General features: G+C 63.7%; 20 protein-coding genes and 1 pseudogene. 5 read left to right on the forward strand and 16 right to left on the reverse strand.

Annotated features, from left to right (window positions below):
• Positions 1-32: 32 nt before the first annotated feature.
• From LB557_RS21750 to LB557_RS21785, 8 genes are all read right to left on the reverse strand, one after another.
• Complete coding sequence (locus LB557_RS21750; RefSeq protein WP_015317299.1) at positions 33-398, reverse strand: nitrile hydratase accessory protein; 366 nt, start codon at positions 396-398, stop codon at positions 33-35.
• Entirely contained in the window at positions 385-1044 is a 660-nt protein-coding gene (nthB, locus tag LB557_RS21755; RefSeq protein WP_140615756.1) for a nitrile hydratase subunit beta, read from the reverse strand. Before nthB ends, LB557_RS21750 begins: the two co-directional genes overlap by 14 nt.
• Positions 1041-1646, reverse strand: coding sequence for a nitrile hydratase subunit alpha (nthA, locus tag LB557_RS21760; RefSeq protein WP_015317297.1), 606 nt, complete (start codon positions 1644-1646; stop codon positions 1041-1043). Before nthA ends, nthB begins: the two co-directional genes overlap by 4 nt.
• A gap of 78 nt (positions 1647-1724) precedes the next feature.
• A complete protein-coding gene (locus LB557_RS21765; protein WP_224643549.1) occupies positions 1725-4886 on the reverse strand; it encodes an efflux RND transporter permease subunit in 3162 nt (1053 codons plus the stop codon).
• Positions 4883-6160 (reverse strand): efflux RND transporter periplasmic adaptor subunit, encoded by a 1278-nt coding sequence (locus tag LB557_RS21770; RefSeq protein ID WP_224643548.1) that lies wholly within the window; start codon positions 6158-6160, stop codon positions 4883-4885. Before LB557_RS21770 ends, LB557_RS21765 begins: the two co-directional genes overlap by 4 nt.
• Positions 6161-6395: 235 nt before the next feature.
• Positions 6396-6992 carry a LysE family translocator gene (locus tag LB557_RS21775; protein WP_224643547.1) on the reverse strand — a complete coding sequence of 199 codons (597 nt, stop codon included), beginning with the start codon at positions 6990-6992 and terminating at the stop codon, positions 6396-6398.
• A gap of 113 nt (positions 6993-7105) precedes the next feature.
• The gene (gene ilvN / locus LB557_RS21780) at positions 7106-7681 is read right to left on the reverse strand and encodes an acetolactate synthase small subunit (protein ID WP_013894763.1); all 576 of its coding nucleotides are present in this window, start codon (positions 7679-7681) and stop codon (positions 7106-7108) included.
• Between the two features lie 76 nt (positions 7682-7757).
• On the reverse strand, positions 7758-9554 hold the full coding sequence (locus LB557_RS21785) for an acetolactate synthase 3 large subunit (RefSeq protein ID WP_140615748.1): 1797 nt from the start codon (positions 9552-9554) through the stop codon (positions 7758-7760).
• Between the two features lie 445 nt (positions 9555-9999).
• Between LB557_RS21785 and LB557_RS21790 the strand changes: the two genes are divergently transcribed.
• Positions 10000-11808 carry an NAD(P)/FAD-dependent oxidoreductase gene (locus LB557_RS21790; protein ID WP_224643546.1) on the forward strand — a complete coding sequence of 603 codons (1809 nt, stop codon included), beginning with the start codon at positions 10000-10002 and terminating at the stop codon, positions 11806-11808.
• Here the strand turns inward: LB557_RS21790 and LB557_RS21795 are convergent.
• The 3 genes from LB557_RS21795 to LB557_RS21805 are packed head-to-tail and all read right to left on the reverse strand — an operon-like array spanning position 11796 to position 13751.
• On the reverse strand, positions 11796-11990 hold the full coding sequence (locus LB557_RS21795) for a hypothetical protein (protein WP_140660965.1): 195 nt from the start codon (positions 11988-11990) through the stop codon (positions 11796-11798). The genes LB557_RS21790 and LB557_RS21795 overlap by 13 nt on opposite strands.
• Positions 11991-12018: 28 nt before the next feature.
• Positions 12019-12603: an HD domain-containing protein gene (locus tag LB557_RS21800; protein ID WP_224643545.1), complete on the reverse strand. Its 585-nt coding sequence runs from the start codon at positions 12601-12603 to the stop codon at positions 12019-12021.
• Positions 12600-13751: a gamma-butyrobetaine dioxygenase gene (locus LB557_RS21805; RefSeq protein WP_140615740.1), complete on the reverse strand. Its 1152-nt coding sequence runs from the start codon at positions 13749-13751 to the stop codon at positions 12600-12602. The genes LB557_RS21800 and LB557_RS21805 overlap by 4 nt, the downstream gene beginning before the upstream one ends.
• A gap of 118 nt (positions 13752-13869) precedes the next feature.
• Between LB557_RS21805 and LB557_RS21810 the strand changes: the two genes are divergently transcribed.
• A complete protein-coding gene (locus tag LB557_RS21810) occupies positions 13870-14751 on the forward strand; it encodes a LysR substrate-binding domain-containing protein (protein WP_224643543.1) in 882 nt (293 codons plus the stop codon).
• A gap of 10 nt (positions 14752-14761) precedes the next feature.
• Here LB557_RS21810 and LB557_RS21815 read toward each other — a convergent pair.
• From LB557_RS21815 to LB557_RS21825, 3 genes and pseudogenes are all read right to left on the reverse strand, one after another.
• A pseudogene (locus LB557_RS21815) lies at positions 14762-15291 on the reverse strand (GNAT family N-acetyltransferase).
• Between the two features lie 41 nt (positions 15292-15332).
• Complete coding sequence (locus LB557_RS21820; protein ID WP_140615734.1) at positions 15333-15641, reverse strand: hypothetical protein; 309 nt, start codon at positions 15639-15641, stop codon at positions 15333-15335.
• A 4-nt stretch (positions 15642-15645) separates the two neighbouring features.
• Positions 15646-16209 carry a helix-turn-helix domain-containing protein gene (locus tag LB557_RS21825; RefSeq protein ID WP_224643542.1) on the reverse strand — a complete coding sequence of 188 codons (564 nt, stop codon included), beginning with the start codon at positions 16207-16209 and terminating at the stop codon, positions 15646-15648.
• 154 nt (positions 16210-16363) lie between these two features.
• On the opposite strand from LB557_RS21825, the gene LB557_RS21830 reads away from it, so the two are divergent.
• Positions 16364-18196 (forward strand): ATP-binding protein, encoded by a 1833-nt coding sequence (locus tag LB557_RS21830; RefSeq protein WP_224643541.1) that lies wholly within the window; start codon positions 16364-16366, stop codon positions 18194-18196.
• A 253-nt stretch (positions 18197-18449) separates the two neighbouring features.
• Here LB557_RS21830 and LB557_RS21835 read toward each other — a convergent pair whose 3' ends face one another.
• Together LB557_RS21835 and miaA are read right to left on the reverse strand one after the other, a co-directional pair.
• Positions 18450-19244 (reverse strand): GGDEF domain-containing protein, encoded by a 795-nt coding sequence (locus LB557_RS21835; RefSeq protein ID WP_140724132.1) that lies wholly within the window; start codon positions 19242-19244, stop codon positions 18450-18452.
• Between the two features lie 105 nt (positions 19245-19349).
• On the reverse strand, positions 19350-20315 hold the full coding sequence (gene miaA / locus LB557_RS21840) for a tRNA (adenosine(37)-N6)-dimethylallyltransferase MiaA (RefSeq protein WP_224523268.1): 966 nt from the start codon (positions 20313-20315) through the stop codon (positions 19350-19352).
• Here miaA and serB point away from each other — a divergent pair.
• On the forward strand, positions 20305-21192 hold the full coding sequence (serB, locus tag LB557_RS21845; protein WP_224643540.1) for a phosphoserine phosphatase SerB: 888 nt from the start codon (positions 20305-20307) through the stop codon (positions 21190-21192). The two genes, miaA and serB, sit on opposite strands and share 11 nt — an antisense overlap.
• Positions 21189-21761 carry a GNAT family N-acetyltransferase gene (locus LB557_RS21850; RefSeq protein ID WP_224643539.1) on the forward strand — a complete coding sequence of 191 codons (573 nt, stop codon included), beginning with the start codon at positions 21189-21191 and terminating at the stop codon, positions 21759-21761. The genes serB and LB557_RS21850 overlap by 4 nt, the downstream gene beginning before the upstream one ends.
• The last annotated feature ends 7 nt before the right edge of the window (positions 21762-21768 follow it).

The following is a 21768-nucleotide window of genomic DNA, read 5'->3' on the forward strand; positions in this document are numbered from 1 at the left end:
GCCGCAGGCAAGAACGTAAAGGGAACGAAAATTCAGTTGGCAGCGTGCGGATCGTTCTCCAGCAGGATCGGCTTGCCGTGTGGCGTGGCGTGCGCGGCGCGCTCCCAGGCCCGCGCCATCGCATCGACGTCCGGCTTGGCAGCCAGCCCCTTGGAGGCGAGCAGCCCTTCCAGCGCCGCCAGCCAATGCTCGTAATAGTCATGGCCGTCCGCCGCGGCATCCGGCTTCTTCACCTCGGCTGACAGGGCATCCGCCCATTCGTTCCACGAAAACAGGCCCTTGTCGTGCAGTGCCACAGTCATGGCGAAGGCTTCGGCCTGCCATGGCTCGGCGAACACCGGTGCGTCGAAGCCGGCGGGCAAACTGGCGGCGGATCCCTTCGCTTCAGGCCGGCTCAAGATAGCTCTCCCAGGCGTCGATCGAGACGGTCAGTGTCGGGTCGGCGCCCTCGCCCCAGATTTCCGTGCCATCGAAAACCACGGTATAGACCCATTGCGGATTCTCGCCCTGCCCATGCGCGTTGCTGTCGGGAAAGACGAAGCCGTCGCGCACCGCCTCGATGGTGCCCTGCTTGTCGCGCGCATAGCGCGGCAGCCTGGTATGGCCGGTCGGGTTGAAGTTTTTCGTCCGCACCGAATCTCCGGCCTTGAATCGTGGCGCTGTCTCCACCGGCCGATCGCAAGGACCGCCCTTGGCCAGCACAGCGGGAACGTTTTCCGCCTTCAGCACTCTTTTGGGTGTCGCCGCCGGATCGATCGCCTCGCCCGCCCCGAGGTCGCGCTCGCTGACGAAACCATGCCGCTTGAGCAAGATCTCAAGCGCCTTGATCCATATCTGATAGTAGCTGGAGCCATAATAATCGGCCGGATGCAGCGATTCCCGTGCGTGCCGGCTCTCGTCGATGTTCCAGGCGCCCATGCCGCCGGCGCAGAGCGTCAAGCCGAGCGCCCGCCTCTCCCAGTCGGCATGGAAATACGGCTCGTCTCGTTCGGGCGCGACCGGCCCGAAACCCATCTGTCCGCCGAGATCCTGCGGCCCGTTCATGCCGGGTGACTCGCCAGAGCCGTGCCGATCATGGCATCGCGGCTCACCAGCTCGGCCAGCCGCTCCTCGCTCCAGCCTTCGGTTCCCTCCGGTCGCATCGGCACGACGAGATAGCGCAGTTCCGCCGTCGAATCCCAGACGCGTATCTTCGTCCCGGCCGGCAGCACCAGCCCGAACTCCTCGAGCACGCCGCGCGGATCGATCACCGCGCGCGACCTGTAGGGCGGCGCCTTGTACCACACCGGCGGCAGGCCAAGCACCGACCACGGATAACAGGAGCACAATGTGCAGACGACGAGGTTGTGGGTATTCCCGGTGTTGAACACCGCCTGCATATGCTCGCCTTGCCGACCGGTATAGCTCAGCGATTCGATCGCCGCCGTCGCGTCGCGCCTCAGCCACGCGGCAAAAGCGGGATCGCTCCAGGCCTTGGCCACCACCCGGGCGCCGTTGCGCGGACCGATCTTCGTCTCGTAGGTATCTACGATGACGTCGATCGCAGCCGGATCGATCAGCCCCTTGCGGGTCAGGATGGTTTCCAGCGCGCGCACACGCGCGGCAAACGGATCGAGTTCGTTGTCGTGGTCATGATCGTGGGACATGACGGCAAACTAAAGTTCCGATCCGCCGGCCGCAAGTATCACGGCTTGGGCCAGCGGAACTGGGTGCGTGGCGACCTGCTACTCGGCGGCGGTCTTCTGCGGCTCACCGGGGATGTCGTCATTGGTGCCGAACAGCGAGGGCTGGTCGCCCTCTTCGACCAGGTGCAACTCGGCCTTGCGCTTCGGCATGAGTCCGACCAGCCAGCCCGAGAAATTCTCCATGTAGACGTAGATCACCGGTGTCACGAACAGGGTCAGCGCCTGCGAGGCGAGCAGGCCGCCGACGACGGCAACGCCCAGCGGCTGGCGCAGTTCCGCGCTGGCGCCGGTGCCGAGCGCGATCGGGAACGTGCCCATCAGTGCCGCCAGCGTCGTCATCATGATCGGCCTGAACCGCATCAGGCAGGCTTTGTGGATGGAATCGGTGGCCGACATGCCCTCTCGTCGCAGTTCAAGCGCGACGTCGACCATCATGATGCCGTTCTTCTTGACGATGCCGATCAGCATCAGGATGCCGATCACCGCGATGACGGACAAATCCATGCCGGCGAAGCGCAAGGCGACAACCGCCCCGAGCACAGCCGACGGCAGGCCGGTCAGAATGGTGAGCGGGTGGATGAAGCTCTCATACAGAATGCCGAGCACGATATAGATGGTCAGGATGGCGCCGCCGACCAGCAGGCCCTGGTTGGCAAGCGAATCCTGGAAGGTCTTGGCGGTGCCGGCGAAGGTCGTCGAGATCGCCGTCGGCATGCCGATCTGCTCTTTCAGCGCGTCGATGCGTTTCACACTGTCGCCCAGCGCCACGCCCTGCGGCAGGTTGTAGGAGATCGTCACCGCCGGAAGCTGGCCGAGCTGGTTAACCGTCAAGGCTCCGGCCGTGCGGTCGACCCTGGCGAAGGCGCCGAGCGGCACCAGGCTGCCGCTCGCCGTCCGCATCTGGATGGCAAGCATCCGCTCCGGCGACCATTCGATCTTGGGATCGAGTTCGGCGATGACTTCGTAACTGTCGGCCGAGCCGAAGATCGTTGAAACCTGGTCGGTGCCGAACCCGCCATAAAGCGCCGAGCGCAGCGTGTCGGTGTCGATACCGAGTTGGGCGGCCTTGTCGCGGTCCACCACCAGCGTCGCCTGCAAGGCGTTGTTCTGCAGGTCGCTGGTGACGTCGGTGAAGGTCGTGTGGTCGGCCGCCATCGCGTCATTCAGTTTCTGCGCCCACTGATCCGTCAGGCCGGTATCGAGGCCCTGAACCACAAGCTGGTAGGCACTGGCCGACGAGCGCGAGCCGAGCCGCAGATTCTGCACCGGCTGCATGTAAGTCTCGATGCCCGCCACGCCGGCCAGTTGCTTGCGCAGATCCGCAAGCACCTTCTCGATATCGGGACGCTGGTCCTTGCCCTTGAGCTGGACGAAGAGCTGTCCCTGGTTCAGCGCATTGTTACCGCTGCCCGCCGACCACGCCACATGGTCGACATAGGGTGACTTCGAGAACACGCTGGCCACCTGCCCTTGCAGCTTGGCCATGGCGTCGAACGAAATGTCCTGGCGCGCGATGGTGGTCACCGAAATCTGGCCGATATCTTCTTGCGGGAAGAAACCCTTCGGCGAAACCTCGATCAGCCACACCGAGGCTGCCGCGGTGCCGACGAAGACGAGGAACACCAGGAAGGTGTGCCGCAGGCAGAAGCTCAGAATCCGATCGTAGCCGCGCGTGAGGAAATCGCGCTTGTGGCCAGCGCCATGTGCCTCGCGGTCGGCCTTGGTGACCGACAGCAGCCGCGAGCACAACATCGGCGTCAGCGTCAGCGACACGAACATGGAGGCCAGGATGGCGACGGTCACCACGACGGCGAACTCGTTGAAGATGCGCCCGATCACGCCACCCATCAGAAGCACCGGGATGAACACCGCCACCAGCGAGATCGAGATCGAGATGATGGTGAAACCGATTTCGCGCGCGCCCTTCAGCGACGCGTCGAATGCCGACAGCCCATCCTCCTCCATGTGGCGGAAGATGTTTTCGAGCATCACGATGGCATCGTCGACGACAAGGCCGACGGCGAGCGTCAGGCCCATCAGCGATATGTTGTCGATGGAAAAGCCGAACAGGAACATCGCGCCGAGCGTGGCGATCAGCGAGATCGGCACCGCTACGGCCGGGATGATGGTCGCCGTGACGCGACGCAGGAACACGAAGATCACCATCACCACCAGCGCGATGGTCAAAAGCAGCGTGAACTGCACGTCGTCGACCGCCTGGCGGATCGAGCTCGAGCGGTCGTTGAGCAGCTTGATCTGGGCCGCGGCCGGCATCTGGTCCTGGAAGGACGGCAGCATCGCCTTGACCTTGTCGACGACGTCGACCGTGTTGGCGTCCGGCTGGCGCTGCACCGCCATGATGATCGCGCGGGTACCGTCATACCAGCTTGCGGTCGTGGTGGTCTGCACCGAATCGACGACACGGGTCACCTCGCCCAGCCGCACCGGGTGGCCGTTCTTGGTAGCGATGATGAGGTTTGAGAAACCGGCCGCGTCGGTAAGCTGCGTGTTGGCGGTGATGGTGAGCTGCTGCTTGTTGTTCTGCAGCACGCCGAGCGGCGTGTTGCTGTTGGCGGACGCGACCGCCGCCTGCAGCTGATCGATCGAGATGCCGCGCGCTGCAAGCGCGGTCGGATCGATCTGGATGCGCACCGCGTATTTCTGCTGGCCGAAGATCGAGACCTGCGCGACGCCGTCGATGGTCGACAGCGACGGCGAGATGACGTTTTCGGCGAAGGCGTCGAGATCGGTGAGCGGAACCGTATCGCTGACCAGCGACATCAAGAGGATCGGCGCATCGGCCGGATTGACCTTGCGGTAGCTCGGCGGCGAGGTCATCTGCGGCGGTAGCGATTTCTGCGTGCGCGCGATCGCCGCCTGGACGTCGGCGGCGGCCGCGTCGATGTTGCGGTTGAGCACGAACTGGATGGCGATCGAGGTCTGGCCGAGCGAGTTGGTGGTCGAAATGGAATCGATGCCGGCGATGGTCGCGAACTGCTTGATCAGCGGTGTCGCCACCGATGTGGCCATGGTTTCCGGCGAAGCCCCGGGCAGCGAGGCCGAGACGTTGACGACCGGGAATTCGGCGCTCGGCAGTGCCGCCACCGGCAGGAATTTGTAGGCAAACAGTCCGCCCAGCACGAGGGCGAACGACATCAGAAGGGTGGCGACCGGCCTGCGGATACAGAATTCGGAGATCATTGGGCCGCCTCGCCGGCGTTGGTCGCCTCGGCCACCTTGGGCGCGGCCGCCTTGCCTTCATGCACCGCGGCGCCGTTCTTCAGCCTTGTCTGCCCCTCGGTGACGACCTTCTCGCCGCTTTTCAGCCCCTGGCTGATGGCACTGTTTGCGCCTTCGGTCAGCGCCACCTGCACCGGCCGCATCTCGACAGTGCTGTCCGGCTTGACCACGTAGACGAACGGCCCCTTCTGGCTGGGCTGCACCGCCACGGTCGGAACCGAGGTCATCCGCGGCATGAGGCCGGCGTCGAGCACGACATTCACATACTGGCCCGGCCAAAGCGAAAGATCGGCATTCGGAATGCTTGCCCGCGTCGCGATCGTGCCCGATGCGGTGTCGACGCTGGAATCGACGAAATCGAGCGTGCCCTTGCCGATCGGTGTCGGGTCGCCGTTCTGGATCAACGTCACCGCGTTCTGCCGTGGATTGGCGAGCGCCTTGTGAAGCAGCGCAAGGTTGCTTTCCGGCAGATTGAAGTTGACCTGCAGCGGGTCCATCTGGGTGATGGTCACCAGTGGCGTCGCCGTGCTGCTGTTGCCGTTGCTGACGGTGACGAGGTCGCCGACGGCGACATTCACGGCACCCAGCCTGCCGGCGATCGGCGCGGTGATGGTGGCAAAGCCAAGCTGGACATTGTCGGCGTCGATCGTCGCCTTGTCGGCATCGACGGTCGCCGCCGCCGCCTTCTGCGCGGCAACGGCCTGATCGTAGGTCTGCTGCGTACCGGCCTGCTTGGCGACAAGATCCTTGGCGCGCTGAAGGTCGGAGTTCGAGCTGGCGAGCAGCGCCTGGTCCTTGGCAAGCGCTGCCTGGTCCTTGGCGAGTTGCGCCTTCAGCGCCCGGTCGTCGAGCGAGAACAGGAGGTCGCCCGCCTTCACCATCTGCCCGTCCTTGACGTCGATCGACACGATCTGGCTGGAGACGCGCGCGTTGATGTTGACCACGGCCGGAGAGGAGACGAACCCGATGGCATAGCGGCGGATCGGGAAATCCGCGGTCGTCGCCGTCGCCGAAACGATCGAGGCCGAACGGGCACCGTTGCCGCCACCCGCCGCCTTGTCCCCCGCCGCTGGCTTTTCGGTGGCTGGCTTGCCGGTCGCTGGCTTGTCTGTCGCGGCGACCTGCTTTGCGCCGATGATCTGCTGAGCCTTGTTCAGCGCGTCCGGCGACAGATAGAGCCAGGCCGCACCCGCACAGGCGACCGCCAGCAATGAAAGAACGACTTTTCCACGCATCGACAAAAGACCTCTCCGTCCGACACGCCATAGCCAGGTGGTCGCATTCTAGCGCAATTCCCGGCTCACTGCCGCGATTTCGCCGAATAGATAGGACGCGGGTTTGTCGGAAAAGGGCCAAAACACGGCATTACGAAGATTTAATGTGCACTGCACAATAGCTGTGCAGCCGGCTATCCTCAAAGCCGGAAGCCGGATGGGCTCCGAAAAATGGCCTCCGAGAGGGCAGCCTTATCTAGCGCAGCATCGGCCAAAGCGTCGCCGCCAGCAGCACGCCCATGGCGATGTTGAACCATTTCAACCGCACCGGGTCGGACAGGAAGCCGCGTAGTGCCGTGCCGAATCCGGCCCAGACCGAGACACTGGGAAGATTGACCACGGTGAAGGCCACGCCGATCAGAATGACGGACAAGAATGGCCGTTCGGGATTGGTGTAGACGGCCATCGCGGTGATCGCCATCACCCAGGCCTTGGGGTTGACCCACTGGAAGGCCGCGGCATCGATGAATCGCATCGGCCGCGCATCCGTCTCACCCTTGCCGCTGAGCGAGCGCGACATGGCAATTTTCCAGGCGAGGTAGAGCAGATAGACGGCGCCGGCGATCTTAAGCCCGGTGTGCAGCGCGGGGAACGCGGTCAGCACCGCCCCAAGCCCAAAGCCGACGGCAAGCAACAGGACGAGAAAGCCGATGCTGATCCCCAGCATGTGCGGCACGGTCCTGGCGATGCCGAAATTGACGCCGGAGGCCAGCAGCATGAGGTTGTTCGGCCCCGGCGTGATCGAGGTCACGAAGGCATAAACGAGCAGTGCGAGGAACGCATCGAGTGACATGATATCCTCCCGGATACGTCAGCACTATTGCCTTTTTCCGACGGTGCACAAAGGCCAGTGCCGACCGTTGGTCACGCCAGTCCCTACACTCATGGAAATTCAGGTAAGTCGGCCTACATCCCCTGCGGGCCGCGGTTCATGGCCGCCACGCCGGTGCGGCAGATCTCGACCAGGCCGAGCGGCTTCATGATGGCGATGAACTGGTCGAGCTTGGAGCCCTTGCCGGTGATCTCGAAGATGAAATGCTCGGTGTTGGCGTCGATGACGCTGGCGCGGAAAGCGTCGGCGAGCCTGAGCGCCTCGACCCGGGCCTCGCCGGTCCCGGCAACCTTGACCAGCGCCAGTTCCCGCTCCAGCGGCCGCTCCTGTCCGAACTCGTGCGAACGCACGGTGAGATCGACCACGCGATGCACCGGCACGATGCGCTCGAGCTGATGCTTGATCTGCTCCAGCACATGCGGCGTGCCGCGCGTCACGATGGTGATGCGCGACAGGTGTTTTTCATGCTCGGTTTCCGAGACGGTCAGGCTCTCGATGTTGTAGCCACGCCCGGAAAACAGGCCGATGACCCGGGCGAGCACGCCCGGTTCGTTATCGACCAGCACGGAAAGCGTGTGGTTTTCCGGCCGTTCCGTTTCCTTGGCGATGAAGTAGGCGGAACCGGTGGGTTGAAGGTGCTGTGCGTTCATGACATAATCTCAAGTTCTTGATCTAACTATCTGTTTCCGCACGGCTTATTTGACAAGCCCTGCCCCGGTTCGTCGTCTACACCAGTTCCCTGCCCTTGGCGTCGATTGCATTGGCCACGACCTCGTCGGTGGCCTCGTCCGGCAAAAGCATCTCGTTATGCGCCTTGCCAGACGGGATCATCGGGAAGCAGTTGGCGAGCGTCGCCACGCGGCAGTCGAACAGCACCGGTTTCCTGACCGAGATCATTTCCTTGATCGCGTCATCCAGTTCGTCTGGCTTGTCGCAGCGAATGCCATGGCCGCCATAGGCCTCGGCCAGCTTGACGAAATCGGGCATCGCTTCGGTGTAGGAGTGCGACAACCGGTTGCCGTGCAGCAGCTGCTGCCACTGGCGCACCATGCCCATATACTGGTTGTTGAGGATGAAGATCTTGATCGGCGCGTCGTGCTGCACGGCGGCGCTCATCTCCTGCATGGTCATCTGCACCGAAGCATCGCCGGCAATGTCGACGACCAGCGCGTCGGGATGCGCGATCTGCACGCCGAGCGCGGCAGGCAGGCCGTAGCCCATCGTGCCCAACCCGCCCGAGGTCATCCAGCGGTTCGGCTTCTCGAAATGATAATGCTGCGCCGCCCACATCTGGTGCTGGCCGACCTCGGTGGTGATGTAGGTGTCCATGTCCTTGGTCAGCTCGTAGAGCCGCTGGATGGCGTATTGCGGCATGATCACGTCGTTGTTCATCTTGAAGGCGAGTGAATCGCGCCCGCGCCATTTGGCGATCTGCTCCCACCAGGGGTAGAGCGCCTTCTTGTCGGCCTTGGCGGTTGCCCGCCACAGCCGCACCATGTCTTCCAGCACGCGCCCGACATCGCCGATGATGGGCACTTCGGTGTGGACGTTCTTGTTGATCGAGGACGGATCGATATCGATGTGGATCTTGCGCGAGTTCGGCGAGAACGCATTCAGCCTGCCGGTGATACGGTCGTCGAAGCGCGCGCCGATGCAGAGCATGACGTCGCAGTCATGCATGGCCATGTTGGCTTCGTAGGTGCCGTGCATGCCGAGCATGCCGAGCCAGTTCTTGCCCGACGCCGGGTAGGCGCCGAGCCCCATCAGCGTCGAGGTGATCGGGAAACCGGTGAGATCGACCAGTTCGCGCAAGAGATGGCTCGCTTCCGGGCCGGAATTGATGACACCGCCGCCCGAATAGATCACCGGTTTCCTGGCGCCGGCCATCAGTTCGACCGCGGCCTTGATCTTCTCCAGGTCGCCCTGGACCTTGGGCTGGTAGCTGGTGCGCGGCGCGATCTGCGGCGGCACATAAAAGCCCTTGGCGAACTGCACGTCCTTCGGGATGTCGACCACGACCGGACCGGGACGGCCGGTCGTCGCGACATGGAACGCCTCGTGGATGGTCGCGGCGAGTTCGTTGACGTCCTTCACCAGCCAGTTGTGCTTGGTGCAGGGCCGCGTAATGCCGACCGTGTCGCATTCCTGGAACGCGTCGGAGCCGATGAGCGAGGTCGGCACCTGACCGGTCAGGCAGACCAGCGGGATCGAATCCATCAGCGCATCCTGCAGCGGCGTCACCGCATTGGTGGCGCCGGGACCCGATGTCACCAGCATGACGCCGGCCTTGCCGGTCGACCGCGCATATCCCTCTGCCGCATGGCCGGCGCCCTGCTCGTGCCGCACGAGGATGTGCTCGACCTCGTCCTGCTGGAAGATCTCGTCATAGATCGGGAGAACGGCGCCGCCGGGATAACCGAAGACATGCTTGACGCCATTGTCCTTCAGCGCCTGCACCACCATTTCGGCGCCGGTCATTTCCCTACCTGCCATCTCGCGCCGCTCGTTCTGTCCATTGCTCATCGGTCTGGTCCCGTACTGTCCGCCATTGGGCGTTGCTGGTCGTTTAGTCGTGTTTCAGGCAATAAAAAAGGCCCCCGAGGGAGCCTGTGTCTGCGCATGGGGGGATTTCGCCCGGCGGTTACACCGCCTTGCCCACGCGCCTTCCTACGAGAATGAGTGCCGTTTTCATGGTGGCGGACCATAAAGGCGAAGTCGCGGGGTCGTCAATGGGGTACCGCACGAATTCACTCAGCCGTGAGATCGGCTCCGCCGCGCGCTACCATAGTACAGTTGAGCCCATCCCATCGACGCACCACTATGCCGGGCTGACGACGTGCCTGGGAGGAGACGCGTTGCCGGCGAATGGGAGTCCCATCCCCAGGCAGGGAGGTCCTGGCCGGCCGCTTGCTGTTCCAGTGGAAGCCTGAACAGGCGTTCTTGGAAACCGACAACCGGAGGAGAAACCATGCTCGAGAGAACACCCACCACGAAGGCGCAGGCCCTGCTCGACAAGCTTGGCAAGGCGCTGGAGACCGGCGACATCGACGCGGCGGTCAACTGTTTCCACGCGGATTGCTACTGGCGCGACCTCGTCACCTTCACCTGGAATCTCAGGACGATGGAGGGCCAGGAGCAGGTCCGCGACATGCTGAAAGCGACGCTGGCTGGAACCCGGCCGAGCGACTGGAGGGTGGCCGAAGGCGAGGAGGCGACCGAAGCGGACGGCGTCACCACCGCCTGGATCACCTTCGAGACCGAGGTGGCGCGCGGCTTCGGCCTGGTGCGGTTCAAGGGCGACCTGATCTGGACCTTGCTCACCACCATGGCCGAACTCAAGGGCCATGAGGAGAAGGCCGGTTTCAATCGGCCGCTCGGCGCCAAGCACGGTCACGGCAAGGACAGGAAATCCTGGCGCGAGGAGCGTGACGACGAGATCGCCGAACTCGGCCGCGGCAAACAGCCTTATGTCGTGATCATCGGCGGTGGCCAGGGCGGCATTGCGCTCGGCGCGCGCCTGCGCCAGCTCGGCGTATCGGCCATCATCATCGAGAAGAACGAGCGTCCCGGCGATTCCTGGCGCAAGCGCTACAAGTCGCTCTGCCTGCACGATCCGGTCTGGTACGACCATCTGCCCTATATCGACTTCCCAAAGAACTGGCCGGTCTTCGCCCCGAAGGACAAGATCGGCGACTGGCTGGAGATGTACACGAAGGTGATGGAGCTGAACTACTGGTCCTCCACCTCCGCTAAATCCGCGAAATACGACGACAAGGCCAAGGAATGGACCGTCGTGGTCGAACGCGACGGCGAAGAGATCGTCCTCAAGCCCAAGCAGTTGGTGCTGGCCACCGGCATGTCCGGCAAGGCGAACTGGCCGAAATACAAGGGCCAGGACATCTTCAAGGGCGAGCAGCAGCATTCCTCGACCCATCCCGGCCCCGACAAATATCGCGGCAAGAAGGTCGTGGTCATCGGCTCCAACAACTCCGCCCACGACATCTGCGCGGCTCTCTGGGAGGGAGGCGCGGACGTTACCATGGTGCAGCGCTCCTCCACCCATATTGTCAAGTCCGACACGTTGATGGATATCGGGCTCAGCGCACTCTATTCCGAGCAGGCGGTGGAGAACGGCATGACGACGCGCAAGGCCGACCTGATCTTCGCCTCCCTGCCCTATCGCATCCTGCACGAGTTCCAGATCCCGCTTTACCAGCAGATGAAGGAACGCGACGCGAAGTTCTACGCGGACCTGGAAAAGGCCGGCTTCCTGCTCGACTGGGGCGATGACGGCTCAGGCCTGTTCATGAAATATCTGCGCCGGGGTTCGGGTTACTACATCGATGTCGGCGCCTGCGACCTGGTCATAGACGGCTCGATCAAGCTCAAGAGCGGACCAGGTGCGGCGGTGCGGGAATTGACGCAAACCGGCGTCAAATTCGCCGATGGCACCGAATTGCCGGCCGATCTCGTGATCTACGCCACAGGCTACGGCTCGATGAACGGATGGGCGGCGGACCTCATCTCGCAGGAGGTGGCCGACAAGGTCGGCAAGGTCTGGGGCCTTGGCTCCAACACCGCCAAGGATCCCGGCCCCTGGGAAGGCGAGCAGCGCAACATGTGGAAGCCGACCCAGCAGGAGGCGCTGTGGTTCCATGGCGGCAACCTCCATCAGTCACGCCACTATTCGCAATATCTGGCGCTGCAGCTCAAAGCCCGGCAGGTTGGCTTGCCGACACCAGTCTACGGGCTGCAGCAGGTCCATCACAAGGGATAGTCAGCTTCTCCTGCATCGACACGGTGAACCTGTCCCGCGTCGGCGACATCGAACAAGGCGGCAACGGCGAGTTCGCCGCTGGGGCTGGTCGGCGATGGCGTGAAAACGCCCTCGTCAGCCAAACGCTCGCGGCAGGGCCGGTATGCCGCCACCGCGCTTTCGCGGTCGAAGCAGAAGCACATGGCTGTCTCCTCCTGATGATTGGTCTCGTCAGGGCCGATTGGCGAAGTCGTGCACGACGCGCTGCAGCAACGGCACATAGTCGCGAAACGCCCGCGTCCGCATATTGGCGACCTTGCCGCCCTCGTCCCAGATGCGAACCCGCACCGCTTCCTCGTGGAACGGGTTCTCGCGGAACGCAGCCACCTCGTCGGCACTCATCGGTCCGCCCTGCAGCGACAAGGTATGAACCGAAGCCGGCGACAGCCTGCAGAAATAGGTCGGGTCGGTGGCGCAGAGATAGCGCTTGGCGGCAACGTGCAGCCGGACGCACTCGACGATGACAGGCGGGAAGAACGGTGCCAGCACTTCGCCGCCGGCCTCGTCATGGTGCTTGTCCTCGACATCGTCGGGCGAATAGGTGCCGAACTCGCTGGTGTAATGGCCGATGTCATGCAGCAGCGCGGCGGCCACCAGCACGTCGGGGGCTCCATCCTGTTCCGCCAGCCAAGCCCCTTGCAGCATATGCTCGGACATCGTCACCGGCTCGCCGAGATAGGATTCGGCGCCCCGGCGCTCAAAAATGTCGGCGATGAATTCGACGATGGTGTCCGCGTTCAGATCCTGGCCGATCATTCCGCGGCCTCCTTGAAGCCGTGTTCGATCGCCGCGAGCGTCGACAACAGGCCGTCCTTGTCGGCGTAGCATCCCTGCAGCCAGCGCTTGCCGGTGCCGGAAAACGCCTTGCGGGCATGCATGACGCGGGTGTTGTCGACGATGAAGGCCTGGCCGGGCTCAAGCTTGAAGGTGACTTCGAAGGATGGATCCTCGATCAGCTCGGCGAAGCGGCGGTAGGCGGCATAATAGGCGCCCATCTCGGCGAACGGCACGTCGACGGTCGGCGCCAGCGAACGGTTGTTGAAGCGGATGCAGATCAGTTCGCCGTCGGGTGCAAGCTCGATCATCGGGCGCTTCGCCTGCAGCCGCACGCCGGACGACCCCGAATATTCGAACCGCGCCGCATGGGAGCTCAACAGCCGAAAACCCTCGGGATTTTCCGCTTGAAGGGCGGCCGCGACGGCAAAGCCGTCGACGACGCTGGATTCACCGCCCTCCACCGTGTTCTCGATGCAGGACAGGATCTGCAGCGTCGGCACCGGATCGCGATAGGGATTGTCGGTATGCGCCTGCAGGCCGAGATTGGTGTAGGCGAGATTGTTCGGGTTGACCTCGGCGCGCACTTCGAACCAGCGCCCGTAATTGGTCTCCCTGATATAGCCGAACAGGTCGGACACCTTGCACAGCGCCCCGGATTCGGCCGGCAGCCCGTCCATCACCGCAAAACCATAGGTCCTCACCGCCGAAAGCCATTCGCGCAGGACACCGCGGCCATGCAAGGCCGCCGGATAGCTGGCGCGCGGCACCGCGTTCTGCATCGTCGCCCTGGTCCAGCGCTGGATGACATCGCCTGTCCAACCGGGCTGGCGTGTCTCGTCGCGATCATAGGCGTTCGCACGCAGCCATTGAGCGGGAAAGCTGACCGTTTTTCCCTCCGGCTCGAAGCTGATCTCCAGCGCTCCGGCCTTGATGGCGGCAGCGCCAATTCTCGTCTTCGCCGGAATGTCGAGGATGGTGATCAGGCGTTGGCCATTGCCGGCGCTGCGCGTCTTGTCGTCAAGCGCGTTGTCGCGCAGCCAGACGGCGTGGAAGCGGGTACGCTTGCCGTCTGTCCAACCAAGTTCGATTGTTCTGCCTTCATCGCCAACCAGCACGTGGGTGAGCATGGAATCCGTCCTATCCGCCTTGTTGCCCACGGTTCGTGCCGTGGTTTGGATTGCATGTTGACCTTCCAAAAGGCATAATTCCAATTATCATTTTTTGGTCAATGGCATCGATTTTATGATGGCTCGGCGAACCGTCCCTACCCTCCCTCCACTCGACTGGCTGCGCAGTTTCGAGGCTGCGGCACGGCTGTCGAACTTCACCGCGGCGGCAGCCGAACTCGGCCTGACCCAGGCGGCCGTCAGTCAGCACATCCGGCTGCTCGAGGAAAGGCTGAAGACGCGTCTGTTCTCGCGGCTGGCGCGTGGGGTCGCGCTGTCGCCGGAAGGTGCCGCCTACCTGCCCCACATCCAGTCGGCCTTCGCCACCATTGGCAGCAGCACCACGGAACTGTTCGAACCGCGCGCCGTCCAGACCGTCTCGCTCCGGGTGCCGATCTCGTTTGCGCTGCTGGCGCTGGTTCCGGCGCTGCCCGACCTGGCCGAGGCGCTGCCGCGCATCCAGCTTGATCTGGTGACGATCCATCGCCCGACCGACTACGATTTGCCAGGCTCGGCGCTCGACATCCGTTTCGGCAACGGATCCTTTCCCGGACGCGAGGCCGAGAGGCTGACCGCCGAGCGGCTTGTGCCGGTGGCAAGCCCGGCCTTGGCCAGTGCCGCCGACTGGACATCGCTGCCGCTGCTTCTGGTGGCCGGCGCACGCGAGATGTGGGCCGAATGGTTCGCGGCGGCCGGATTGGCCGGCCATCCCCGGCGCTCGCATCGCTTCGACAGTTTCGTTGCCGCCATGCATGCGGCGAGCGCCGGTGCCGGCGTTCTCCTTGGGTCGCGGCCCCTAATCGACGCGGCGCTCGACGGCGGAGCGCTGGTCCGGCTTTCCGTTTTTGAGCTGCCCAGCACGTCAGGGCATTTCCTGACGAGGCCGTCGACCGCGCACCTGACCAGCGCCGAGCAGGATTTCCGCCATTGGCTGCTGAAGCGCCTCGCCGGGAAGGCATGAGTGACTGGCGTTACCGCGACGCTGTGCCGATGCGCTTCCAGTAGATCAGCGTGCCCGTCAGCCCGCCATGCGGCTTCAGCGCATAGTCCGGAACTTCGCCGGCCAAGGTGAAGCCGAGCTTCTCATAAAGTCCCGACGCACCCTCTTCGCTCGCCGTATCCAGAACCAGCAGCGTGCGTCCCTTCTCCGCCGCGAGGCGTTCGGCGGCTCGCATCAGGCGCGTCCCGACACCCCTGCCCCGCTGCCCGACCGATGTCATCAGCTTGGCGATCTCGGCCCGATGCGGCTGATTGGGCGGACAGTCGAGCAGCAGGGTGACGGTGCCGACCAGAGCGCCGCCGTCCCATGCCCCAAGCACCATTCTTTGCCTCGTGCCGCCGCGGCCAGCGACGTCTCCCAGAACGCGCTGGCAACATCCAACGCCAGCGGATGCATGAAGCTGACCGATCCGCCGGCGCCAACCGTTTCGACCAGCAGATCGGTCAGCTGTGCGAGTGTTTCCCGGCTTGCGGTCAACGGCCCGATTTCTATGACGTTCATACCTGTCCTCTGGAAGCGATTGATGGGTCGACAGCGCCGCTTCAGTCGAGATGGCGCACACGCCGCCGCTTGCGCGCGGCCTTGATGGCGCCGATGCGTTCGGTGTCTTCTTCCTTGAGATGCCGACCGCGCTCCAGGATCTCGAGCGTGTACTCCTCATAGGTCAGGCCCAGCCGTTCGGCCTTGTCCATCCGCATCAGCATGACTTCGCGGCTCGGCGCCTTCCATGCCTTGGCGTGCGCGGCCTGCCAGGCCAGGAAGATGTATGGATCGCCCTTGCCCCATGGCGGCCCCTTGTAGTCGTCAAGAGGCGGCCCCCCATTGTGGGAGCGCTTTGGCCGTCGTGCCATGACGTCAGCTCCTGACCAGGGCGACGAGATAGTCGGCGCCCGGCTCCAGCGCATGAAAGGTGCAATCCGACGGCGCTCCGAGCGCCAGGCAGTCGCCCGGTTCGAGCCTGTGCACCTGGTCACCCTCGGTGAATTCGAGTTTTCCCGAGATCAGCCAGATCTGCTGCTTGATGAAGGCGTAGGAAGCCGCCGGCAAGCTGACCTTCGCGCCCGCCGGCAGATGGACCTTGATCAGTTCGAGCGGCATGTCGCAGGCCGGCGACAAATGCCGCCTGACATAGCCTGTGTCGGGGTCGCGCCACACTGGCTGGCCGGCCGCGCGCAGCAGCCCGCCACCCTGCAATTCCGCCCGTGCGATGAGGGTCGAGAGCGTCATGCCGAAGGCAGCCGCTATGCGCACCAGAAGTGCCGCCGTCGGGCTGGTCATGCCACGCTCGATCGTGCTCAGCATTGCCTTGGAAACACCGGACTGTTCGGCGAGCTCGGCCAGCGACCAGTCCCGCATGGTCCTTTCGGTATGGATACGCCTGCCGATGGTCGAGGAAATGTCGTTCGCTATATCATCCATTCGTCCATTATAACGAAACCAATAAGTGCGTGAAGAGCCATTTCAAAGCAATTTTCACCAGGACCTTAATCCTCTCTACACCATCCGACCTCATCCGACCTTAACCCCGTTCCTGTAGGGTACGGCCTCAAGGGAAATGGGGATTGGCCTGTCCATGTATGTCGAACGCGAAGCTTCGGTCGGAGAACCGACATCGCAGGAGCGCCGCACAGCCGACCAGCACGACAAGCGCATCCTGGGCAATGTCGTGCAATGCGACGGTGCGCGCGCCACCATCAGCGCCTATGCCGACGACGCCGACGGCGCGATCACCGGCCTGTGGACGGTCGGCAAGATGATCTCGATCAATCTTGGCACGACGCGAACCGTCGGCCTGGTCTACGCGATCGGCAAGTCGGATCTGGCCTGGAACAGTGACGGCAAGAACGCCATCGAGGTCAGCATCGAGCTGATCGGCGAAGTCCGTGACGGCGCCGAACCCGGGGCCAGGCCGATCTTCGACCGCGGCATCACCACCTATCCGCATATCGGCGCCGTCGCGCACCGCATCCGCACCCGCGACCTGCAGGCGGTCTATGACCTGGCCGGCCGCCATTCCATCACCATCGGCTCGCTGGCGCAGGACGAGGCGATCGCCGCCAACATCGCCATCGATGACACGCTGGCGCGCCACTTCGCCATTGTCGGCACGACCGGCGTCGGCAAGTCGACAGCGGTGTCGCTGCTGCTGCGCAAGTCGATCGCGGCGCGACCGGACCTGCGCATCCTGATCCTCGATCCGCACAACGAGTTCGCGGCTTCGCTGCCAGAATATTGCGTCAGGGTCGATTCCAAGACGCTCGACCTGCCGTTCTGGATGTTCACGCTGGAGGAATTCGCCGAAGTGCTGTTTCGCGGACGCGAAACGGTGCCGGAAGAGATCGATGCCCTTCGTGACCTCATTCCGCTCGCCAAGAATCTCTATCGCAACCCCGGTTCAGGCGCCTACCTGAGGCGCGGCAGCGATGCGCTGACCGCCGATACGCCGGTACCCTACCGCATCGCCGACCTGCTCAAGCAGATCGACGAGCGCATGGGCATGCTCGAAAGCAAGACCGATCGTCCAACCCTCAAATCGCTGAAGACACGCATCGAATCGGCGGCGGCCGATCCGCGCTACCGCTTCATGTTCAATTCGCGCCTGATCGAGGACACCATCCACGAAACGATCGGCAACATCTTCCGCGTGCCGCATCATGGCCGTCCGGTGACCTGCTTCGAGATGGCCGGCATGCCGTCGGAAGTGGTCAATTCCGTCTGCTCGGTGCTGGCGCGTCTGGCCTTCGACCTTGCTCTGTGGAGCGAAGGCAAGCTGCAGCTGTTGTTCCTATGCGAGGAAGCGCACCGCTACATGCCCGCCGACGCGCGTCTCGGCTTCGCGCCGACCCGGCACGCGCTGTCGCGCATCGCCAAGGAAGGCCGCAAATATGGTTGCTATCTCGGCGTCGTCACCCAGCGCCCCGGCGAGCTCGACCCGACCATTCTCTCGCAGTGCTCGACCTTCTTCGCCATGCGGCTCGCCAACGAGCAGGACCAGGCGATCATCCGCTCGGCGATCGCCGACTCTTCGGCCTCCACGCTCGCGTTCCTGTCCTCCATGGGCCAGCGCGAAGCGATCGCCTTCGGCGAAGGCGTAGCGACGACCATGCGGCTGAAATTCGAAAGATTGCCCGCTCACCTGCTTCCGGGCACGGCCAAGCGCGAGGAAGACGTGACGTCCAAGGCCGGCGAGGTCGACCTGGTGGCGATCGTGGAGCGGCTGCGTAACGTGCCGAAACCGCAGAGCCAGGCGATGGCTTTCGCCGAGGTGGTCGATTCCGGCCGGCAGGCTGGCGACCCCGACTACCGCAAAGCGCCGGCCGCGGCGCGCGTGCAGTCGGACGAAGATTTCGACACACGCTACGGCCTCAAACCCGCCACCTTCGGCCTGCGCCCGCAGAACGATTGAACTGAGCGTCACGCCTCCATGAATAGTCCCGAGAATCCGCGCAAGCGGCCTATCCCGTCTTCATCGGAAAGCTTGGGTAAATCCCGTGAGGGAGGTGGTCAGGCTGAGCCGATTGGTGTTTTGATCCGCGAGCATCGGCCTTGGCCGGCAGCAGCCTTAAAGCGCAACGTCTCATAAGTGCTTCGGCCGGCGAAGGCCGGTAGCGCAGAAGTCGGCAGCAAACGGCCAGCATCACGAATTCAGGGATGGGATTTTAGGCGCAGACGCGGTTGCGGCCTTGCCTTTTGGCTTCGTAGAGCTGGCGGTCGGCGCGGCGGTAGAATTCCTCGGCCGTTTCCTTGCGATCCCAGACGGCAAGCCCGACGCTGGTGGTGATCTTGAGCCGGACATTGTTGCCGGAGAGGATCGACATGTTGGCGATCGCCTTGCGGATGCGCTCGGCGAATTTGGCCAGAAGGTCCGCCTCCATGTTGGGCGTGACCACGGCGAACTCCTCACCACCCAGGCGCGCCACCACATCGTGGAAACGTGTCATGTCCTTGAGGCATCTGGCGACAGCCTTGAGCACCTCGTCGCCAACATCGTGGCCGTGCGTGTCGTTGACCTGCTTGAAATGGTCGAGATCGAGGATCATCAGCCCAACCGGTTTTTCGATGCGCCGGAACTCCTCGAGATATTCCTTCAGCGCGTCGTCGAAATAGCGCCGGTTCTGCATGCCGGTCAGGCCGTCGGTCAGGGCGGCATGCTCGAGCGTTTCGGAGCGGGCGCTGAGCGACACCGTCATGGCGCGCAGCTTGCCCTCTTCGGTCGCCTGCTTGCGGATCAGCGGATAGATGAAGAAGATGCCGAAAAACAGCGCGGTGGCGAGCAGTACGCCGGTCGCGAACAGAAGTTTGTTGAGGTAGATGACCTTGTCGAGGCCGGAGGCCGTATGGAGTTCCGTGGCGAAGGATTGCAGTTGCCCATAGGCGTGCAGGGTCACCAGGCCAGCAGCCAGGATCACGAAGATAAACACGAAAAAAGCGGATTCCGCTTTGTGGAAACGCATCTGCTCCCCGATGGAAAAATACCCCATGACCTTATCGCAGGGACCGACTTACGGAGCGTTAATTCCGACAACTTCGGCGAGAACCCTTCCCTCAGGGGCAACTTTTTAAGTTGCATTAGCAACAAGTGTTTGGATCGTGGTTTCGAGATCGTCACCGGGGCGAAGCCTCTGCCATTCCGGCCCCAGCTGATGGCGAAACCAGGTAGCCTGCCGCTTGGCATATTGCCTTGTCGCGATCTTGGCGCGCTCGATCGCCTCGGGAAAGCTCGACTGCCCTGAGATCGCGGCCTGGAGCTCGCGAACCCCGATCGCCTTCATCGCCGGCAGGTCTGGATCCAGACGAAGGGCCGCAAGCTGCTTGACTTCCTCCAGCGCGCCCTTGTCCAGCATCTGGTCGAAACGCCTTTCGATGCGGTCAACCAATGCTGCCCGATCCGGCTCGACGACCAGGAAATGCGCGCTCGGCCTGTCGATGAGCGGCAGGCCGCGCTCTGCCTGCCAGTCCAGGATCGACCGGCCGGAGGCGTCGAGCACCTCGAGCGCCCGCACGATGCGCTGGCTGTCGGTTGGCTTCAACTGCATGGCGACGCTCGAATCCTCGCGCAGCAGCAAGGCATGCAGCTTGACCGCGCCTTGCTCCTTCAATTCGTAGCGCCAGCGGTCGCGTATCCGTTGCGGAATATCAGGCATTTCCGAAATCCCTTCCGCCAGCGCACGAAAGTACAGGCCGGTGCCGCCGACAAAGATTGGCCGCCGCGAGAGCGTCCCGTCATCAATGAGTTTCATGACGTCGCGCAGCCAGGCGCCGGTCGAGTAGGCGGTGCCGGGATGGACATGCCCATAGAGAAAATGCGGCGCTCGTGCGAGCTCGGCCGCCTGCGGCCGGGCCGTCAGCACGTCGAGAACCGCATAGCCCTGCATGGAATCGGTGTTGACGATGACGCCGCCTGTGCGTTCGGCCAGTTCAAGCGCCAGCGCCGACTTGCCGCTGGCGGTCGGCCCGGCTATCAGGATCGCGTTCTTCACGCGGCCTTCGCCCGCGTCCGTGCCGGAATTCTCGATGCCGCTCATTGCCACGCTTGTTTCCCGTCCCGCCGATCGCGCTCTGTCGCCATCGCTTGCGAATATGGCCTCACGGTCGGTGGGCGCAAGCTCCGTCGTGTGGCTGGCCGAAGGCATTGCCTGTGACATTGCCCTGCCGCCAGCGGCGCAGGCTGATGAAACGACCGCGAGCCTTCGTGCCGCGGTGGCCGCTGAGCCCGTCGACGTGATCGTCCAGCACGCTGAAACACGCCGCAAGAAAATCCTTCTCGCCGACATGGATTCGACCATGATCGACCAGGAGTGCATCGACGAGCTGGCCGACGAGATCGGCGTCAAGGATCATGTCGCGGCGATCACCGCACGGTCGATGAACGGCGAGATCGCCTTCGAGCCGGCGCTCCGCGAGCGCGTGGCACTGCTCAAGGGGCTCGATGCCGCCGTCGTCGACCATATCGTCGCCAATCGGCTGACCTTGGCCTCGGGCGGCCGCGCGCTGGTCCAGACCATGCGCGCCAACGGCGCCTGGACGGCGCTCGTCTCGGGCGGTTTCGAGGTCTTCACCACGCGCGTCGCTGCGATGCTTGGCTTTCAGGAAGACCGCGCCAACCGCCTTCTCGACCAGGACGGACGCTTCACCGGGCTGGTCGGCGAGCCGATCCTCGGCCGCGCCGCCAAGGCCGAGGCGCTGCTTGAAATCTGTGCGCGTCTTGGCCTGACGCCGGCAGATGCCATCGCCGTCGGCGACGGCGCCAACGATCTCGACATGATCCGCCTGGCCGGAACCGGTGTCGCGCTGCATGCCAAGCCTACCGTCGCGGCTCAGGCAAAAGTCCGGATCGACCATGCCGACCTCACCGCATTGCTCTATCTGCAGGGCTACCGGCAGGAAGAATTCGTTCAATGAAGCCAATCCGCACCGAACGCCTGATCCTGCGCAATTGGGAGGATCGCGACCGCGAATTGTTCCATCGCATCAATTCCGATGATCGCGTGATGGAGTTCTTCCCGTTTCGCCGCGACCGTACAGCCGCCGACGCCAAGATGGATGAGTTCCGCGCCTGGGTCGATGAGGACGGCTACGGCTTCGCCGCGGCCGAGATTGCCGCGACCGGCGAATGCATCGGTTTCGTCGGCCTCCTCGCGACCGATGATGTGCCATCGCTGCCGGCCGACACGATCGAGATCGGCTGGCGGTTGGCTCCCGAATTCTGGGGCAAGGGCTATGTCACCGAGGCCTCGGAGGCATGGCTGGCCTACGGCTTCGAGACACTGGCCGTCGACGAGATCGTTTCCTTCGCCGTGGCGGAAAACCACCGCTCGACCGCCGTTATGAAACGCCTCGGCATGACCGCCGACCCATCGAGCGATTTCGACCACCCCAGCATTCCGGACAGCCATCCCGCGCTCAAGCGGCATGTGCTCTACCGGCTGTCGCGCGAGGACTGGCAGGCAAGAAAAAGGGCGGCTCTCTAACCGCCCT

This window comes from Mesorhizobium sp. BR115XR7A, assembly GCF_020165315.1.
Classification (GTDB): Bacteria; Pseudomonadota; Alphaproteobacteria; order Rhizobiales; family Rhizobiaceae; genus Mesorhizobium; species Mesorhizobium australicum.

What these genes read in the sequence shown, in the direction of transcription:
- nthA (WP_015317297.1), bottom strand. Translation starts at nt 1,646, where the DNA reads ATGTCCCACGATCATGACCACGACAACGAACTCGATCCGTTTGCCGCG.
- LB557_RS21830 (WP_224643541.1), top strand. Translation starts at nt 16,364, where the DNA reads ATGTATGTCGAACGCGAAGCTTCGGTCGGAGAACCGACATCGCAGGAG.
- miaA (WP_224523268.1), bottom strand. Translation starts at nt 20,315, where the DNA reads ATGAGCGGCATCGAGAATTCCGGCACGGACGCGGGCGAAGGCCGCGTG.
- nthB (WP_140615756.1), bottom strand. Translation starts at nt 1,044, where the DNA reads ATGAACGGGCCGCAGGATCTCGGCGGACAGATGGGTTTCGGGCCGGTC.
- ilvN (WP_013894763.1), bottom strand. Translation starts at nt 7,681, where the DNA reads ATGAACGCACAGCACCTTCAACCCACCGGTTCCGCCTACTTCATCGCC.
- LB557_RS21825 (WP_224643542.1), bottom strand. Translation starts at nt 16,209, where the DNA reads ATGGATGATATAGCGAACGACATTTCCTCGACCATCGGCAGGCGTATC.
- LB557_RS21770 (WP_224643548.1), bottom strand. Translation starts at nt 6,160, where the DNA reads ATGCGTGGAAAAGTCGTTCTTTCATTGCTGGCGGTCGCCTGTGCGGGT.
- serB (WP_224643540.1), top strand. Translation starts at nt 20,305, where the DNA reads ATGCCGCTCATTGCCACGCTTGTTTCCCGTCCCGCCGATCGCGCTCTG.
- LB557_RS21800 (WP_224643545.1), bottom strand. Translation starts at nt 12,603, where the DNA reads ATGATCGGCCAGGATCTGAACGCGGACACCATCGTCGAATTCATCGCC.
- LB557_RS21765 (WP_224643549.1), bottom strand. Translation starts at nt 4,886, where the DNA reads ATGATCTCCGAATTCTGTATCCGCAGGCCGGTCGCCACCCTTCTGATG.
- LB557_RS21810 (WP_224643543.1), top strand. Translation starts at nt 13,870, where the DNA reads ATGGCTCGGCGAACCGTCCCTACCCTCCCTCCACTCGACTGGCTGCGC.
- LB557_RS21805 (WP_140615740.1), bottom strand. Translation starts at nt 13,751, where the DNA reads ATGCTCACCCACGTGCTGGTTGGCGATGAAGGCAGAACAATCGAACTT.
- LB557_RS21775 (WP_224643547.1), bottom strand. Translation starts at nt 6,992, where the DNA reads ATGTCACTCGATGCGTTCCTCGCACTGCTCGTTTATGCCTTCGTGACC.
- LB557_RS21785 (WP_140615748.1), bottom strand. Translation starts at nt 9,554, where the DNA reads ATGAGCAATGGACAGAACGAGCGGCGCGAGATGGCAGGTAGGGAAATG.
- LB557_RS21835 (WP_140724132.1), bottom strand. Translation starts at nt 19,244, where the DNA reads ATGCGTTTCCACAAAGCGGAATCCGCTTTTTTCGTGTTTATCTTCGTG.
- LB557_RS21820 (WP_140615734.1), bottom strand. Translation starts at nt 15,641, where the DNA reads ATGGCACGACGGCCAAAGCGCTCCCACAATGGGGGGCCGCCTCTTGAC.
- LB557_RS21790 (WP_224643546.1), top strand. Translation starts at nt 10,000, where the DNA reads ATGCTCGAGAGAACACCCACCACGAAGGCGCAGGCCCTGCTCGACAAG.
- LB557_RS21795 (WP_140660965.1), bottom strand. Translation starts at nt 11,990, where the DNA reads ATGTGCTTCTGCTTCGACCGCGAAAGCGCGGTGGCGGCATACCGGCCC.
- LB557_RS21850 (WP_224643539.1), top strand. Translation starts at nt 21,189, where the DNA reads ATGAAGCCAATCCGCACCGAACGCCTGATCCTGCGCAATTGGGAGGAT.